Source organism: Streptomyces sp. NBC_01451 (genome assembly GCF_036227485.1).
GTDB lineage: Bacteria > Actinomycetota > Actinomycetes > Streptomycetales > Streptomycetaceae > Streptomyces.
Genome location: NZ_CP109479.1, coordinates 3324026 through 3338113 on the forward strand (window position 1 = coordinate 3324026; position 14088 = coordinate 3338113).

Annotated in this window: 24 protein-coding genes; 14 read left to right on the forward strand and 10 right to left on the reverse strand. The window is 66.4% G+C overall.

Annotated elements, in window-relative coordinates:
• Window positions 1-443: 443 nt before the first annotated feature.
• Together OG595_RS14235 and OG595_RS14240 are read right to left on the reverse strand one after the other, a co-directional pair.
• Window positions 444-788 carry a histone-like nucleoid-structuring protein Lsr2 gene (locus tag OG595_RS14235; protein ID WP_329271851.1) on the reverse strand — a complete coding sequence of 115 codons (345 nt, stop codon included), beginning with the start codon at window positions 786-788 and terminating at the stop codon, window positions 444-446.
• Between the two features lie 47 nt (window positions 789-835).
• The gene (locus OG595_RS14240) at window positions 836-1285 is read right to left on the reverse strand and encodes a hypothetical protein (protein ID WP_329271853.1); all 450 of its coding nucleotides are present in this window, start codon (window positions 1283-1285) and stop codon (window positions 836-838) included.
• A 190-nt stretch (window positions 1286-1475) separates the two neighbouring features.
• On the opposite strand from OG595_RS14240, the gene OG595_RS14245 reads away from it, so the two are divergent.
• Window positions 1476-1814, forward strand: coding sequence for a hypothetical protein (locus OG595_RS14245; protein WP_329271855.1), 339 nt, complete (start codon window positions 1476-1478; stop codon window positions 1812-1814).
• A gap of 127 nt (window positions 1815-1941) precedes the next feature.
• Here OG595_RS14245 and OG595_RS14250 read toward each other — a convergent pair whose 3' ends face one another.
• The 3 genes from OG595_RS14250 to OG595_RS14255 form a co-directional block, all read right to left on the reverse strand.
• Complete coding sequence (locus OG595_RS14250) at window positions 1942-2373, reverse strand: hypothetical protein (protein ID WP_329271857.1); 432 nt, start codon at window positions 2371-2373, stop codon at window positions 1942-1944.
• A gap of 49 nt (window positions 2374-2422) precedes the next feature.
• The gene (locus tag OG595_RS45360; protein ID WP_443073338.1) at window positions 2423-3076 is read right to left on the reverse strand and encodes a GntR family transcriptional regulator; all 654 of its coding nucleotides are present in this window, start codon (window positions 3074-3076) and stop codon (window positions 2423-2425) included.
• Between the two features lie 256 nt (window positions 3077-3332).
• Window positions 3333-3686: a hypothetical protein gene (locus tag OG595_RS14255; protein WP_329271859.1), complete on the reverse strand. Its 354-nt coding sequence runs from the start codon at window positions 3684-3686 to the stop codon at window positions 3333-3335.
• 41 nt (window positions 3687-3727) lie between these two features.
• Between OG595_RS14255 and OG595_RS14260 the strand changes: the two genes are divergently transcribed.
• Complete coding sequence (locus OG595_RS14260; protein WP_329271860.1) at window positions 3728-4843, forward strand: adenosine deaminase; 1116 nt, start codon at window positions 3728-3730, stop codon at window positions 4841-4843.
• 540 nt (window positions 4844-5383) lie between these two features.
• On the opposite strand, the gene OG595_RS14265 is transcribed toward OG595_RS14260, so the two are convergent.
• Window positions 5384-6157, reverse strand: a complete 774-nt coding sequence (locus OG595_RS14265; RefSeq protein ID WP_329271862.1) for a DUF7873 family protein — start codon at window positions 6155-6157, stop codon at window positions 5384-5386.
• 212 nt (window positions 6158-6369) lie between these two features.
• On the opposite strand from OG595_RS14265, the gene OG595_RS14270 reads away from it, so the two are divergent.
• From OG595_RS14270 to OG595_RS14290, 5 genes are all read left to right on the forward strand, one after another.
• Window positions 6370-6555, forward strand: a complete 186-nt coding sequence (locus OG595_RS14270; protein ID WP_329271864.1) for a hypothetical protein — start codon at window positions 6370-6372, stop codon at window positions 6553-6555.
• A 3-nt stretch (window positions 6556-6558) separates the two neighbouring features.
• Window positions 6559-6978, forward strand: coding sequence for an STAS domain-containing protein (locus OG595_RS14275; protein WP_329271866.1), 420 nt, complete (start codon window positions 6559-6561; stop codon window positions 6976-6978).
• 375 nt (window positions 6979-7353) lie between these two features.
• Window positions 7354-7767: a hypothetical protein gene (locus tag OG595_RS14280; RefSeq protein ID WP_329271868.1), complete on the forward strand. Its 414-nt coding sequence runs from the start codon at window positions 7354-7356 to the stop codon at window positions 7765-7767.
• A complete protein-coding gene (locus tag OG595_RS14285) occupies window positions 7754-8089 on the forward strand; it encodes a hypothetical protein (protein ID WP_329271870.1) in 336 nt (111 codons plus the stop codon). The genes OG595_RS14280 and OG595_RS14285 overlap by 14 nt, the downstream gene beginning before the upstream one ends.
• A 13-nt stretch (window positions 8090-8102) precedes the next feature.
• On the forward strand, window positions 8103-8441 hold the full coding sequence (locus OG595_RS14290; protein WP_329271873.1) for a hypothetical protein: 339 nt from the start codon (window positions 8103-8105) through the stop codon (window positions 8439-8441).
• A gap of 72 nt (window positions 8442-8513) precedes the next feature.
• Here the strand turns inward: OG595_RS14290 and OG595_RS14295 are convergent, their stop codons facing one another.
• Window positions 8514-8726, reverse strand: a complete 213-nt coding sequence (locus OG595_RS14295) for a hypothetical protein (protein WP_329271875.1) — start codon at window positions 8724-8726, stop codon at window positions 8514-8516.
• Entirely contained in the window at window positions 8723-9079 is a 357-nt protein-coding gene (locus OG595_RS14300; protein ID WP_329271877.1) for a hypothetical protein, read from the reverse strand. Before OG595_RS14300 ends, OG595_RS14295 begins: the two co-directional genes overlap by 4 nt.
• A 31-nt stretch (window positions 9080-9110) precedes the next feature.
• On the opposite strand from OG595_RS14300, the gene OG595_RS14305 reads away from it, so the two are divergent.
• The 5 genes from OG595_RS14305 (at window position 9111) to OG595_RS14325 (ending at window position 11530) form a co-directional block, all read left to right on the forward strand.
• Entirely contained in the window at window positions 9111-9602 is a 492-nt protein-coding gene (locus OG595_RS14305; RefSeq protein ID WP_329271880.1) for a hypothetical protein, read from the forward strand.
• A 437-nt stretch (window positions 9603-10039) separates the two neighbouring features.
• A complete protein-coding gene (locus OG595_RS14310) occupies window positions 10040-10438 on the forward strand; it encodes a hypothetical protein (protein WP_329271882.1) in 399 nt (132 codons plus the stop codon).
• Window positions 10435-10788, forward strand: coding sequence for a hypothetical protein (locus tag OG595_RS14315; RefSeq protein WP_329271885.1), 354 nt, complete (start codon window positions 10435-10437; stop codon window positions 10786-10788). The genes OG595_RS14310 and OG595_RS14315 overlap by 4 nt, the downstream gene beginning before the upstream one ends.
• 48 nt (window positions 10789-10836) lie before the next feature.
• Window positions 10837-11163, forward strand: coding sequence for a hypothetical protein (locus OG595_RS14320; RefSeq protein ID WP_329271888.1), 327 nt, complete (start codon window positions 10837-10839; stop codon window positions 11161-11163).
• Between the two features lie 64 nt (window positions 11164-11227).
• Window positions 11228-11530 carry a hypothetical protein gene (locus tag OG595_RS14325; RefSeq protein WP_329271891.1) on the forward strand — a complete coding sequence of 101 codons (303 nt, stop codon included), beginning with the start codon at window positions 11228-11230 and terminating at the stop codon, window positions 11528-11530.
• 181 nt (window positions 11531-11711) lie between these two features.
• Here OG595_RS14325 and OG595_RS14330 read toward each other — a convergent pair whose 3' ends face one another.
• Window positions 11712-11942, reverse strand: coding sequence for a DUF397 domain-containing protein (locus tag OG595_RS14330; protein ID WP_329271893.1), 231 nt, complete (start codon window positions 11940-11942; stop codon window positions 11712-11714).
• Window positions 11935-12819 carry a helix-turn-helix domain-containing protein gene (locus tag OG595_RS14335; RefSeq protein WP_329271895.1) on the reverse strand — a complete coding sequence of 295 codons (885 nt, stop codon included), beginning with the start codon at window positions 12817-12819 and terminating at the stop codon, window positions 11935-11937. Before OG595_RS14335 ends, OG595_RS14330 begins: the two co-directional genes overlap by 8 nt.
• 152 nt (window positions 12820-12971) lie before the next feature.
• Here OG595_RS14335 and OG595_RS14340 point away from each other — a divergent pair, with 152 nt between their 5' ends.
• Together OG595_RS14340 and OG595_RS14345 are read left to right on the forward strand one after the other, a co-directional pair.
• A complete protein-coding gene (locus OG595_RS14340) occupies window positions 12972-13409 on the forward strand; it encodes an ATP-binding protein (protein WP_329271898.1) in 438 nt (145 codons plus the stop codon).
• Window positions 13410-13422: 13 nt separating this feature from the next.
• Window positions 13423-13785, forward strand: a complete 363-nt coding sequence (locus OG595_RS14345) for a hypothetical protein (protein ID WP_329271901.1) — start codon at window positions 13423-13425, stop codon at window positions 13783-13785.
• The last annotated feature ends 303 nt before the right edge of the window (window positions 13786-14088 follow it).

Here is a 14088-nt window from a genome sequence, read left to right on the forward strand (position 1 = left end):
GCTAATACCCCGCATGTCCTGCGGAAACGGTGAATACGGGAAAATGGGTGCCGAATCCCTGTATATGCGGACCCCCCCACCCTTAACGGGCATATCGGACAGGAGGGGGGCCTGGTTGCTCTGACGCATATCCCCTCCTCGCCCGAAGGCAGTGTCCGTGCCGCCGGCAGTGGCCGCGGGCCGTGGACTCGGATATTAGCGCGGGGCCGACGGCACGAGGCTAGCGGATTTAGCCCGGAAAGTGGCCAGCCTGCCGGTGGCCCTGCCCCCTAACCTCTTGGCCGGAGCGGGGGCAGGGCCCTTCCGATAGCAGTGGCTAGCCACTGCGGCACAACCGGCGAACCGGTCCACTGCCAGGCTGGCACAGCACCGACAACCGCCGCTACAGGTCAGGGGAAAAGTCACCCAGCCGCAGGCCGAGCCGGTGAGGCCGGCCGAAAAAGTCAGGCATTCGCCTTTTCGTACGCTTCCCTGATGTCGGCGGGGACCCGGCCGCGGTCGTTGACGTCGTAGCCGTTCTCCTTCGCCCAGGCGCGGATCTGGGCGGTGTTCCCACTGCCGGCTCCGCGACGCTTGGCCTTTCCGCCGCCCGACGTGACGCTCCCGCGTACTCGGCGGGCACCCGCAGCGTGCAGGAACGGGCGCAGGGCCTCAAGCAGGAGATCGTGGTTCTTACTGGTGAGGTCGATTTCGACCCCGGCACCGTCAATGACGATGGTGTGCGTGTCGATGTCGTCGGCTTCCTCGCCGCTGATGTCGTCCACCAGGGTGACAATTGTCTTTTGCATGCGGGGATTGTAGGGCTACTCAAAACGCTAGGGACGTGCTTCAGCGGTTATTCCAGCCGGGCCTTGAGAGCGAAGGTGTTGCCGGCGTCCATCTCGGCGAGCAGCTCCTGGCCGCGGACCTCGGGGCCGGGCTCACGTTGGAGGACCAGGAGGCACCAGCCGGCCTCACGCACCAAGGCGTGCCACATCTCGGGTGTCGGAAGGTTGTTGCTGAGCTGGACCTGGCCTTCGTAGGTGGCTGTGTACGAGGTCTTCGTGGGCAGGGAGAACTTCCAGTCCGGGTGGGGGTCTGGGACGCCGTCGCTCGGCACGAGTTGCGTGAAGCCAGCGTGCACGAGGGCCTGTTCGAGCGGAGAAAGCGGCTTTAGGTCGCCTCCGCGGAGGTCGAGGACGAGGTGCTGGGGCCGCATGCCGAGCATGGGCAGAGGCAGGCCGTCGATGCCTCGTGCGCCGACGACTTTGATGTTCACCCCGGAGAGGATTTCGAGCGCGTTCATGGCGTGACCGTAGCGCTGACGGCCCTGCATTTACGGTGCTGTCACTCGAACGGGTGAGTCGGTGCTCTCGGCCCCGGGGCTGGCAGCTCTCGCGCCGTCACGGAGCTGCCAGCCCCGGTGAGTTTAACGAAGAGGCCGGAAAAGTGGCAGACCGCGAAATGTGGGGCCGGCCTGAGCCTACAGTCGGCCCATGACTCAACTTCAAGCTCTGGACCGGGAGTTGCGCCCGCTCGGTCGTCGCTTTCCTGTGTGCGTGGGCCACGACGTCCGCTACACCGCCGCGGTCAGGACTGCGGAGGGGTGGAGGTGGTACTGCCCCGGTGAGGACGGGGCCCATCTGGCGCCGATGCGCCGGCACTCGCCTCCGGACGCCTTCCCGGGGTGCCCGGTCTGCGGTGAGGTGCCCAAGGGGCTGAGGCCGGCGCTCCGAGAGTTCAAGGAGAAGGAGCTGCCGTTCCTGAGCGTCACGCTTGTCGGCTGTGGTCACGTGCTGGGGTTGCCGTGGCCGGCCGCCATCGGCCTGGTCTGATGCGGAATAAGCCGGCGACCCTCCGCGGGGGATCGGAGAGCCGCCGGCGCTTGGAGGTGAGGCCGGCGCAGCGACATCGGCCGGCCTCGGCGTGACCGTAGCGGTCTGGTCGGGAACTCGCGGGAAATCAGGACTCTGGCGTCGGCTGGCCGTCGTCCTCCTCGGCTTCACTCAGGAGCTGGTCGATGTTGCGCTGGATGGCGCGGGCATGGCGGGCGTATTCGGCGCCGGCCGGCGGCTTCGGGCACATCTCGCGGAGGAGCTTTACGATCTGGCGGTGGGCCTTTTTCGCGTCGGCCTCCGTGCAGGGGTAGTAGCCCTCCCAGACGGTGGTCCAGGTGCCGGCCCAACCGATGCCGGTGTGGTACATGGTGGCGACCTGGACGCCGTCGTTGATGCCTTCCCACTGGGTCTGGACAACGGCGTCGAGATGCGGGGTCTTGGCGACGATGCGGTAGTCGGGGTCGTTCCAGAGGCGGGACCAGTCGCCGAGCGAGATCGGTTTGCCTTCGCGATCCCAGTGGGTGACCAGGTCAGTCTCCTGCTCCAGCGTGCTCAAGTCGCCCTCCTCGGTCGCTCGCGTAGATTTTTTGGTCGGCTGTGGTTGGTCAATGTTTCACGCTTGGTGGCCGGGAGTTGGCAAATGTGCCCCGTCCTTGAAAGGGGATCAGGAGGCCGGCCTCGATGAGGGGTTTGAGGGCGTTGCGGAGCGTGATTTGGCTGACTCTGAATTCCTCGGCTAGTGACCTCGTGGATGGCACTCGTTCCCCTGGGGGGTAGGTCCCGCGGGCCAGTCGCCTCGTGAGGACCGTCCGGATGTGGTCGGCGTTCGTGATGCCTCGGCCGGGTACGGTCCAGGTCTCGGTCGTGCCGGCGAGGGTCGTTACGTGCAGCTCGGGGCCGGTGGGGGGTGCTTGCGGGTCTGTCACTACGGTGCCTCGCCCTTCGACAAGGAGCAAGAGACCTGCGTCTGACAGCCGGTTGAAGGCGAACTGGACGCTGTCCTTGCCGACGCCCAGTTCGGAAGCGAGAGCTTCCATGCTGGGTATCTGCGCCCCTGTCTGGTACGTGCCGGTCGTGATCCGGTCTCGCAGTAGTGACTCCACGCGTGCACGTTCGGTGGTTTGTGGCTGAGCGCCGGGTCCTGGAGTGGTCAAGGCATCTTCCTGGCTGGGATTTTTGCGTCGCGTCGCCTGCGGGCGCAGGCTCCGCTCAGACCATGTTGCTCCATGTGCTCGCTTGGTGTCAGCGAGTTGTGCCATAGTTGCCTGGCGGGTCGCTCCTCGGAGCAGGCTCGTCGCCACTTGCAACCGGGTGGCTGCTCCCCGAGCGATCGGGGGTGACTCATAGACCCTGTGGGGATCGAGAGTGGCAGCACGGATCGGTTGCTCCCCGCGTAGGTGGGGATGAGGTGCTGAGGATCGCAACGCGATCAGAGCTTTCCGTTGGGAAGCCGCAGCGAAGGACCCCGGGTACTCGACGGGGTCCTTCGTCGTGTCTGGGGTCGGCTGGCCGGCCTCACGGGGCGGGATGTGGTGTCTCGTCGGTCGGCGCCAGCTCGGGGAGCATTTCGGTGACCGCGGCCTGGACGTCTCTGAGGCCGAGGGGAAGCGTGACGGGCTGGCCTTCGACGGCGTGCTTCCAGGGGGTGGCGGTGGTGAGCGCCCAGTAGGTGGGGCAGGGGAAGGCGACGTGGCAGGTGGAGCACTGCTGGTCGTCGTCGGCGTGGTGGTGTTCGAGGGCTGCCTTTTCGCGGAAGCGGCGGTCGAGGGCTTCCGCGCGCCACGCGTTTTTGAGGGAGATGGTTTCGACGTGGCGGACGGAGTCGACGACATTGGGCCAGCACTGGGCCCACCGGTCTTCGTAGCGCACTGGTCACAGCCTCTCTACGCGCGTGGCGCTATGGTGCGGAAATGACGAGTGTTACCCCCAGCCCGGACCAGATCCGCCGGGCGCCCAAGATTCTGCTGCACGACCACCTCGACGGCGGCCTGCGCCCCGGAACCATCGTCGAACTCGCCCGCGACAGCGGGTACACCCAGCTCCCGGAGACCGACCCCGGCCGGCTCGGCGTCTGGTTCCGCGAGTCCGCCGACTCCGGCTCGCTGGAGCGGTATCTGGAGACCTTCTCCCACACCGTCGGCGTCATGCAGACCCGCGAAGCGCTCGTCCGGGTCGCCACCGAGTGCGCCGAGGACCTCGCCGCCGACGGCGTCGTCTACGCCGAGGTCCGCTACGCCCCCGAACAGCACCTCGAAGGCGGACTCTCCCTCGAAGAGGTCGTCGAGGCCGTCAACGAGGGCTTCCGGGAGGGCGAGCGCCGGGCGCGCCAGGACGGGAACCGGATCAGGGTGGGCTCGCTGCTCACCGCGATGCGGCACGCCGCCCGGTCGCTGGAGATCGCGGAGCTGGCCAACCGCTACCGCGAGCAGGGTGTCGTCGGATTCGACATCGCGGGCGCCGAGGCCGGCTACCCGCCCACCCGCCACCTCGACGCCTTCGAGTACCTCAAGCGCGAGAACAACCACTTCACCATCCACGCCGGGGAAGCCTTCGGACTCCCCTCCATCTGGCAGGCGTTGCAGTGGTGCGGCGCCGACCGGCTCGGCCACGGCGTCCGCATCATCGACGACATCGAGGTCCACGAGGACGGCTCCGTGAAGCTCGGCCGCCTCGCCTCGTACGTCCGCGACAAGCGCATCCCGCTGGAACTGTGCCCCAGCTCCAACCTCCAGACCGGCGCCGCCCGTTCGTACGCCGAGCACCCCATCGGGCTGCTGCGGCGACTGCGGTTTCGTGCGACGGTCAATACGGACAACAGATTGATGTCGGGGACAAGCATGAGCCGGGAGTTCGAGCATCTTGTCGACGCTTTCGGTTATACGCTCTCGGATCTCGAATGGTTTTCGATCAACGCAATGAAGTCTGCATTCGTTGCGTTCGATGAACGTCTCGCAATGATCAGTGAAGTAATTAAGCCGGGGTACGCCGAGTTGCGGGCCGAGCGGCTGTTTCCTGGTCGTTCGTAAGGGCTACTGCGCTGGCGGGGGCCGGGACGTAGCCTGTCCCGACCCCCTGGGAGGGTTCTCGATTAAGAGTCGAGTCCTGTGAAGGAATCCACCCATCAGCTCGCGCCGACACTTTTAAGGTCCCGAGTCGTGTTGAGGTCTCCGCGTCCTGCCATTGGACCACCGCGCATCGAGCTGCGCGGGCCGGACTTGAACCGGCATTTCGGGGATGTGGCTCGGGCCAGTTGATTCGGCGCTTGGTGGCGTGTCTGAGTCTAGGAGCGAGAGCTTCAGATTCGGGGCCGGCTTGCCTCTACCGACTGGGCTACCCCGGCGTGTGGTGCCGGGGGAAGGGTTCGAACCTTCGCTGTGGCCTGCCCGTTGTTGAATTTCAGTCCTGAGCTTCAGATTGCGCTCCATGCGCACCCGTCGCACGCCGGCGACGGGGGTCTGTGGTGTTGCTCGCGGGGTACCCCTCCCGCTCCCGAGACAGTCGCGCAATGCTGGCTGTTACCCATGTGCCGTGAGGCATACAGATGCTCGGCCCTCTTCGGTGTCCTCCTACGCTGCGGCGGCCTGTTCGTTGGCCGGCGGGGTGAAGGCGGGGAAGAGGTAGTCGAGGAGGGGGCCGGCCACGCGCATCTGGGGGATCTCGGTGGCGTTGGCCGCTTCACGTGCGTACTTGACCGCGTCGCGGAGGGCCTGGACGCGTGCGAGCATGGCCTTGACGTGGCTGGCCGGTAGGGCGCCGGAGAACTTCACGGTGCTCCAGGTGCCGACCGGGATGTCCTCGTGCCAGACCTGTACCTGGGCGGGGTGGCGGTCGGTGGCCTCGGCCAGGACGTGGTTTCTGGGGACTTTCTTGGAGCGCTGCGTCTCGTAGGCCGGCGTGCGGTAGATGCCCTGGTCCGGGCTCCACACCCATTCCTCGGCGGGGTCGAGGAGGGGGAGCTTCTCGACGAAGGTGTGCAGCGAGGTGAGCTGCTTTTCGAGGAACAGCAGGTACGGGACCGGGGCGTCGCGCAGCAGGGTGATGCCGGCGACTTTGATGTCCGCCTTGGCTGTGGTGTTGGCCCAGTCGCGTGTGGCGGTGACGTCGTAGAAGCGGGTGAGGGCCTGCTTCACGTCGTCGATGGCGTCGGTTGCCCGGAGTTGTACGCGGGTGGACTCGGGCGGGAGCTGTTCGCCGTCGTCGTCGCGGGGCCGGTAGGTGCGGGTGATGCCAGCGAGCAGCGGGGGCTTTTGGACCTGGTGGTGTGCGGCGCTGAGGGTGCCGTATGCCTCGGTCTTGATGGGCTTTTCCACTGCGACGACCTGGCTGAGTCGCGTCGTCATGGCGGTGAATTTATGGATCGTTTTTTGGTTAAGGCAAATCGTCTTTAGGCCGTATGGGTGGGCGACTTTGAAATTGGCTGGTGGGGTGGGGGGCCTTCGTCGTGCTGGCATATGCCAACTTCGCAAGGTGCGCGCGCACATGCGCGCGCAGGGCTACCGTGCGCACAGGGTGTGGCTAGACCGTCGCGCTGGGTGCGCGGGATGGAGGGCTCATGGCAGTGGATTTGCGGGAGATGGTGGCGGATGCGGAGCGTCTGGCTGCTCCGTTCGTGGCGAAGCCGGTGGACATGGAGCGCTGTTCGGTGCATCCGGGTCTGAAGTACGAGTCGAACTTCGCCCACCTGCTGGTGTGTCCGCACCGGTCGCACTGGCCTGACCGTGGCGATGGCGAGGAGTGAGTGATGGGCGCGTTCGATCTGGAGTTGTCCCACGTGCGGCGTGAGGACGGGGTGTTGGTGGTCCTGGTGGACGGCGATATCGACGTCTACACCCATCCCAAGCTCCGGGATTACCTGAAGGGGCTTGTGGTGGAGTGCGACGAGCCACCGGTGCATGTGGGAATCGATCTGAGCGATTGCGTGTACCTGGACTCGTGCGGCCTTGGGGTCTTGGTGGGTCTCCTCAACCACAGGCGGAAGCGGGAACTGGACTGGGGACTCTTCGTCGTCGCCCCGGACGAGCGCACGGCGAAGATCTTCAAGATCACGGGTATGACGAATGTGCTCCCTGTCGTGGACTCCGTTGAGGACTTCCACCGGATGTGGGCGGAGCTGCCTGCGGGCGAGCCTGGGGGTGCTGGCGGGGAGGAAGCGTGTGCATGAGGTGTCTGCCGCGTGAAGTTTTTACGCTCCGTAATTGAAATCGCGGAAAGTCTCACGATGTGGGCGAAAATCACGGGCATCTTGGACATCTCGACCGGCGAGCGTGTGCGCGGAGAGTTATTTCGTCACCCATTAGAGTGATGAGGCGAGAAATAACCCGAGAACTGCGTGACTCGCACACGGAGTCATGAGTTGATGTCGGTGCGTGCCCACGCAGCGGGGTCCCGGTCGATCACCCCACCCCCGGTCACCGGGACCCTGCATGGCACGCACCTCGGAACGGTCCGGTGCAACCAGTCGACGCAGGTGCTGTCCCCCCGGCACCTTGCCTCCTGGTTGCGCCGGGCCTTCGTTTTCTCAGGGAAAGGACGCAGCGTGCAGAGCCAAACTCTCCTCGACGCCGGCCAGGCCCCCGACATGATTCCCCGTGGCCCCGGCGGAACCCCCCTGGCGTTCAACCTCCAGGGCGAGCCCATCTCCGTGCGCGAGGCCATCGAACTCGCAGACAACCTCGACCATTGCACCTTGCTCTGGACGCCCGTCACCCTCGCGTCCGGGCGGCTGGCCATCGTGCGCACCCTCTTCCGCGTTTTCGACGACGAGGCGTCGCAGAGAGCGGTGCCGGAGGGCCACGTGCCCCAGTTGTACGCCAGCGTGCTGTTCACGCCGGCACCGGAGAATCGTTTCCTGAAGCGCTTGTGGACGTACGGGTCGCCGGCCGAGGCGCATGCCGGCCACCCCGAGGCCGTCATCGAGTTCCAGTCGGGGCGAGTCGATGTCGACCTCTGAAGTCGACGAGCGCCCCCCGCTGCCGCACCGCCTGGTGGTGCCGACCGTCGACACCGGCGAAGTCGGCCTGGTGCTGACCGTGTGCGGCGTCGAGTGGGAGCGTGCCCCCCACGCCGAGCGCCGGCGCGACATCAGGGGCTACTGGTCCGTGACTCTGGAAAACGGGGATCGCTACGTGCTGCCGGAAGGGCTGCACGGGTGGGCGCGGAGTCTCGACAGCGATGTCCGTCGGCGTCTTGTGCGGCTGCCGGTGGTGTGCGCCTTCGCTCAGCACGGCGGCGCCGCGGCGGCCCGGATACTGTCTGCTGCGCAGAACGGGTGAACGGAGAGAGCTTGTGGCACGGCTGGCCCACACGGGGACGCTGAGGACCCAGTACCTCAACGAAATCCGGAACATGCACGTGTTCCACGTCGAGCGGCCCGTGACGCTGAATGTGCTGGCCATCTACACCGCGCCGCAGGAACGGCTCGCGTGGATGGAGTGCCAGCAGGGCACCTGGCGCCTGCCGGCCGTGATGCGGGGCTGGGCTGAGGAAATCGAGGAGCGCGCCCAGATACTTGTGGGGCACGACGAAATTTTCCCCTGCCCGGTCGTTTTCGCCCCCAAAGCCGACGGTCAGCACTTCGAGGTCGAACTGCGTCCGAGGGGTTACAAGCCTTTCCTTCTGACATGACCGAGGCCGCACCCCATGCGCAAGGGTGCGGCCTCGGCTGTCCGGGACTTTCCAGTCCCGCCCTGCCGGGATTTAGTCTGGCACAGGGCTGACGCCCTCACAGCCCGCCATTTGGGGGAGCTGCTCGAAATCCTCCGGCTGGTTCGACCAGACCCAGCGGCGCCCGGTGAAGACCACCAGTTGGCCGTGGCTGACGCAGTGGAAGTAACAGCCCGGCACGGTGTCCGGGTCGGGTGCCATGTCCACGAGCGCGGCCACGACGCAGGCACAGGTTGCCGTCGTCACGACGCTTCCTCGCGCTCGAAGGCCGCGCACATGGCACGGGCCCAGTGCCAGTGGTCGCAGGTGCAGTACCGCATGGCGTGCAGGTGGGGGTCCTCGCTGAAGATGCAGCGCACCAGCATGCCCACATCCCACGGGGCGGGGTGGTAGACGGTCCAGGCCCGCAGGGAGGCGCTACAGCAGCGCATGAAGCCGCCGCCCATGACGGGCACCGGATCGAGGATGGCGAGCCCCACATCTTCGTTGGCCGCGTGGAAATCGCGGCAGAGGGAGCAGTACCCGTAGTCCATTCGGGTTGCTTCAATTTGGCTGCCGCATTCGGGGCACACGTCCCGCGGCTCAGGAACATGGATCATGCTGGGAAGGCTAAACGCTGACATGCCACAAATGGCTGAACCGAAAGCCGTGGACGACCCGCGTCTCTGGGCGATTGCGTACGTCAAGTTCTTCGTCCAGGACGCGGACCCGGAAAGCCGTGAAAGTCGGCGGCTGCTGGAGCGCGACTCCGGGTACATGTCCAGAGCCGTCGGGAACTTCGCCCTGTTTCTCATGGACGCGGTCGAGCTGCCGGTCAACTTCCGGGTGCACTGGACGGATTCGTGGGTGGAGGTCGACGCCCTTCGCCGTCTCAGCCCGGCCCTGCGCGAGGCCCTCGCCCGCAGGGAGCGGTACCGGCGGCAGGGCCTGGGCCAATCCGCGTGCCCCAAGTACCGGCTGCGGCAGACGGCCAAAGACGTTGTTGGCCTGCTGTGGCTGGCGTACCAGGCCGAGTGTGCTCCTGACCCGCCGCTGCTGTACGGCTCGGCACCCGTGGTCGAAATGCTGGAAAGGTACCGGGTCCGATTCGGCCGTTCGAGTGGCCCGTCCGAAAACGCGTAACCGGCGGGCGGGTGGCGCAGTTACGCATTACGACGGACGACGGAAAGTCCCCGATGTAGCGGTGTCGCTCTGACGGTGGAGTGATGGGACTGACCGGAGACCGGAGCGAAAGACCCCCCACTGCGGCCTGTTCCTCCCCAGTGGGGGGTCTTGCTTGTTTCCCGCGCCGTACTGGTCACGGAGTGAAAAACTCATGGGTATGACGGAAACCCAGCAGGTGCTCAGGCTTCTCCGTGATGAGGGGGCCTGCACCGTGGACGAAGTGGTGTCACTCACGGGCATCCCGACCGGCCGAGTCGTTGCCGCTCTGGGCAGCCTCCAGCGAGCCGGCAACGCTCTCAAAGACCGTAGAGACGAGGGCACTTGTTACAGCCCCACCGAGGCCGGCCGCGACCACGTCGCGAGCTGGGAAGCGCCGGCCCCGCGAGGAGCCGGCCGTGTGTGACTGGACCGACGTCAGGCCCGAGGTCGCCTTCCTCGTCGCGCTGAGCACCGACCTGTTCCTCTCCCCCGCATGCGCGGCCGGCGAGCACGGGCATTGCTGGGCGGTCGACGCCTTCAGCGGCCGGCCCTGCTGCTGCCCCGAGTGCGACCACGTCGACTCGGCCGGCGACCCGCCGCCGGCCACCCTGCCGCTCCTGCACCTGGCCGAGGAAGGCCGCACAGAGCCCGGGTACACGTATTTCAAGGACGAGGGCCTGGGCGTGCGCACCGATCTGGTCGACGCGATGAACCGCGTCCTGGAGCTGCACGTGCACGAGCTGCGCCGGCCCTACCTCGCTTACCGGCTCGCGGTGTCCGCGGCGCTCGCCTACGCCCCGAGGAGGGGCGCGTGATGTTCCAGCTCGCGGTACCCGAGCCTTTCCGGCCCGAGGACTACGGGTGGGAGGTGAGCAACCCGATCGTGCCGCAGCAGCAGCTCCAGGCCGCGATGCAGGAGCTGCACCGCTTCGGTTTCGTCTCCACCCAGTACAAGCGCTGGCAGATCCCCCTCAGCTCCCCCGCCGTGCTCACCATCGCCGGCTACGACCCCGGCCGGCGCCTGTACCGGCTGTTCTACATGCCGCCATTCGAGTGTGCCGACAAGGAATTCACCCAGGGTGAGATCCTGCGCGATATCCGGTACGGAATCGGCTGGCGGGGGGATTCACCCGAGCGCCCATCCGTGTCGCTACCGGCGAAATAACTTCACGTTGCACGATTGCGTCAGCCCAGTTCCGAAAGGACCCCCCATATGGCTGACGCCTGCGAAAAAACGGAACTCGACATCTACGCGGAGCGCGCCCACCTCCTGGCCGTGATGGTCGCGCTTTTCGGTGGGGCGCTCAGCTACACGGACCCCCAGACCCCGGACTGGCCCGTGCTGTACGTCGAGAGCCCGACCGGCCAGCTCTCCTGGCACATCCACCCCGACGACGTCTGGCTGTTCCCCAACGTGCCGGTCGTCGACAACTACCCCTGGGACAAACACACCACCCGCGTGAAGTACAAGCGCGTGCGCAACCTGGTCGCCCAACTCCCGAAACTGACGTACGCGAAGCCGGAGTACGGCAACCCCTAATTACCTGCCGGATATTCGTGGCCGGCACCTTTAAGGGGTTCCCGCCCGATTCGAGGTGACCGTCATGCCCCTCGTACGACGCCCCAACCCGTCGTGGCAGGCGTTCCAGGAGATACTCCCCGGCACCCCCACCGGGGGCCCCAGGAGCAGCCTGGCGGCCGGCTGGCCGTCTGAACTGCCTGACCCTGGCACGCCGGCCCTCTCCGCGAGCACTCTGCCGCGGCTGAGCGCTCAGCCGGGCACCAGCCCGGTCCGCGGACGACCCACCCACGCCCAGCTCGGCCTCGGCTCCCCTGGCGCCGCGTCCACCGGGGCGCCGTCCATGGGGCAGGGCCGCAGCTCGATTTTCATGGCACCCACGTACTGACCCTCGGAGGTCCCCATGTCCAGCGTCCTCGACGTCTTCGTGTCCGTCACCGTCCAGCTCGGGGTGTTCCTCGGCCTGTAGGCGTGGCCGGCCGCGGGGGGCGAAGACCCGCGTGCGGCCATGAGAAGGCCCGCCCCTCTGACCTGAACAGAGGAGCGGGCCTTCAGCATGCGTGGGCCGTTCAGCTCAGGCCGGGCTCCTGAGCCTGAACGCCCTGGGTGAAGGCACTCCACTCGGCATCGGTGAAGAACAGCTTCGGCCCCGAGGGGTTCTTGGAGTCACGGACCGCACGGCCGCGCTGGAGCCGGGCAACCTCCACGCAGTCGCCGCCGCTGCCGGCGCCGGAGAACGACGACTTCACCCACGCGCTCTCGGGGATGGTCTGGTTCTTCAGCTCGTTGTTGTCAGGCACTAGACATCTCTTTCTTGATTCTCTTGATCACAGCAATCGTTTCCAGATGCGGCAGGGCCAAGTTCCTCATGGCCTCGACGTAGTAACGGTTCTCGCGGACCTCCCTGGGACGCTTCTGGAAGGACATCCCCGTCATGGAATCGAACGCCGTGATGGGTTTCTCGTCGCCTCCGAACTCCAGCAGATGCACCATGTACGCGGACGGAGCAACTGCCGTGAAAGGAACGACGCGAAGGCTGACGTTACGCAATGCCCCGTCCTCGATCAGCGAATCGAGCTGCTCCAGCATGACGTCTTTGCCGCCAACTGCTTGTCGCAGAGCGGCCTCACTGAAGATGAACTCGACGACAGGAGGGTTGGGCTTGGCGAAGATGCGCCGTCGGTTCCGCCGAAGCTCCACCGAGCGCTCTACCGCGTCAGCAGTGAGCACAGAGCCGGCGACCCGTGACGTAAGAAAACGGGCGTAGTTGGCCGTCTGAAGGAGAGACGGCAGTACGTTGACCGCACAAGTCGTGACGCGCTCCGCGGCATCCTCGAAGGCCACAAACTGCAAGAGCGATTCGGGGAATTCCTCCTCGAAGTCGCGCCACCAGGAGTCCGCGATCTCCCTGCCAGCTTCCATCAAGGCTTCCAGACGGGCCCGGGTCGCTTCGTCCATGGCGAGGACTGAGCGAATGATTTCCCACTCTTCCGGCTCGGGAAATGCCCTACCGCGCTCCAGACGGGAGTACCGGTCGCGGGTGCCTCGCTTGAGCGCCTGAGCAACGTCCAACTGCCGCACGGGCCGGCCGTCGGACCGGCGCGCAGCCAGCCGGGCCTCCTTCAGTGCTTCACCAAATTTTCGTCCCACGGCGACCGCGGACGTGTTCACCGACATGGACTCACCTCCCCTCCTGACTCTCTGCGCAGGGTAGCGGGAGAGCAGCGACATTGGCACTTCTGAGGGCAAGTTGGGCCACAGACTTGCGCGCGCAGGTGCGCGCGCACCACAGTAGTGAGTCACGTACCGGACGGGGCTCGTAGCGGTGCGTGATCGTCTTGCGCGGCTTCGGATGCCGCGTGCTGGAGGCTGCGATGCGCTCACAACAGCACCAACAGCAAGGCGCGTTCGTGGCGAGAAGCGTGTTTCCGTGCACCGCGGAGGCCGTCAGGCCGGCCCGAGACTGGGCCGCCAGCGTTCTCCGGCAGGCCGGCGGCGGCACGGAGCTACAGGCCGAGACCTGCGCTCTGCTGGTCAGCGAACTCGCAACGAACGCGGTACTGCACGCCGAGGGCGAGCGCTTTGAGGTCACGGTGTGGCCGGAGTGCACGATCGACGTGAGGGACGGATCACGAAAGGAGCCGGAGAGTCGCTTCCCCGGTGACGGGGAAGAGGGCGGCCGGGGCCTGCTCCTGGTGACGCTCTTAGCCCAGAAGTACGAGGTCATTTTGACTGATGATGGCAAAATCAGCCGATTTCGGCTCTAACTGGAGCGCGTCGATGCGTGAGGAGGCTGGCGTGAACCCGGAGGAGCAGCACCCTCGGTTATTTCTGCTCAGTCAGGCGGAGTTGGACGCCGACCCCTACCCTGACGAGCCTTTTCGCATCGACTTCGCGGGCTACTCGCGAACCGGACCGGACGGCACGGTCCAGTACGGGAATCTGAAGGTCCGCCTCAACAGCGCGGACATCGCCGCCCTCAAGGCGCAGATCAGGGCCGCCGAGCTGGCTTACGCCAGCCGCCTGGGGCGCATGACGGACGAGCAGCTCGAACGTGCGAGAGCGCGCGAGGTAGCTCGGGCCGCGCCTCCGCCGTCCACCGACCTGCTGGAGCTGGTCCTCGTGAAGCTGAGGGCCGCGTAGCTTCGCCTCAACTCGGCCCAAATTCATCGCTGTTGGGCCGCGCAAGCGGTGGCGGGAGGTGTTCACAAGAAGGCCCTCCCGCCACCTGATACGGGCCTGGCCGGCGCGTGACCCCCCTCCGAGTTGGCCGCCGGCCAGGCCCTCGTACAGGAGATTCGCAGTGAGCTTGAGGACCAGCGGCACGACGGTATGCGCCCTCGCCGGGATTTTTTGCATAACGGTCTGGGCCGGGTCGATTTCCATGATGCTCGCTCTCGCTCGGCGGCCCGGCGCATGCCTGTGCTGCCACAGCGAGGACTACTT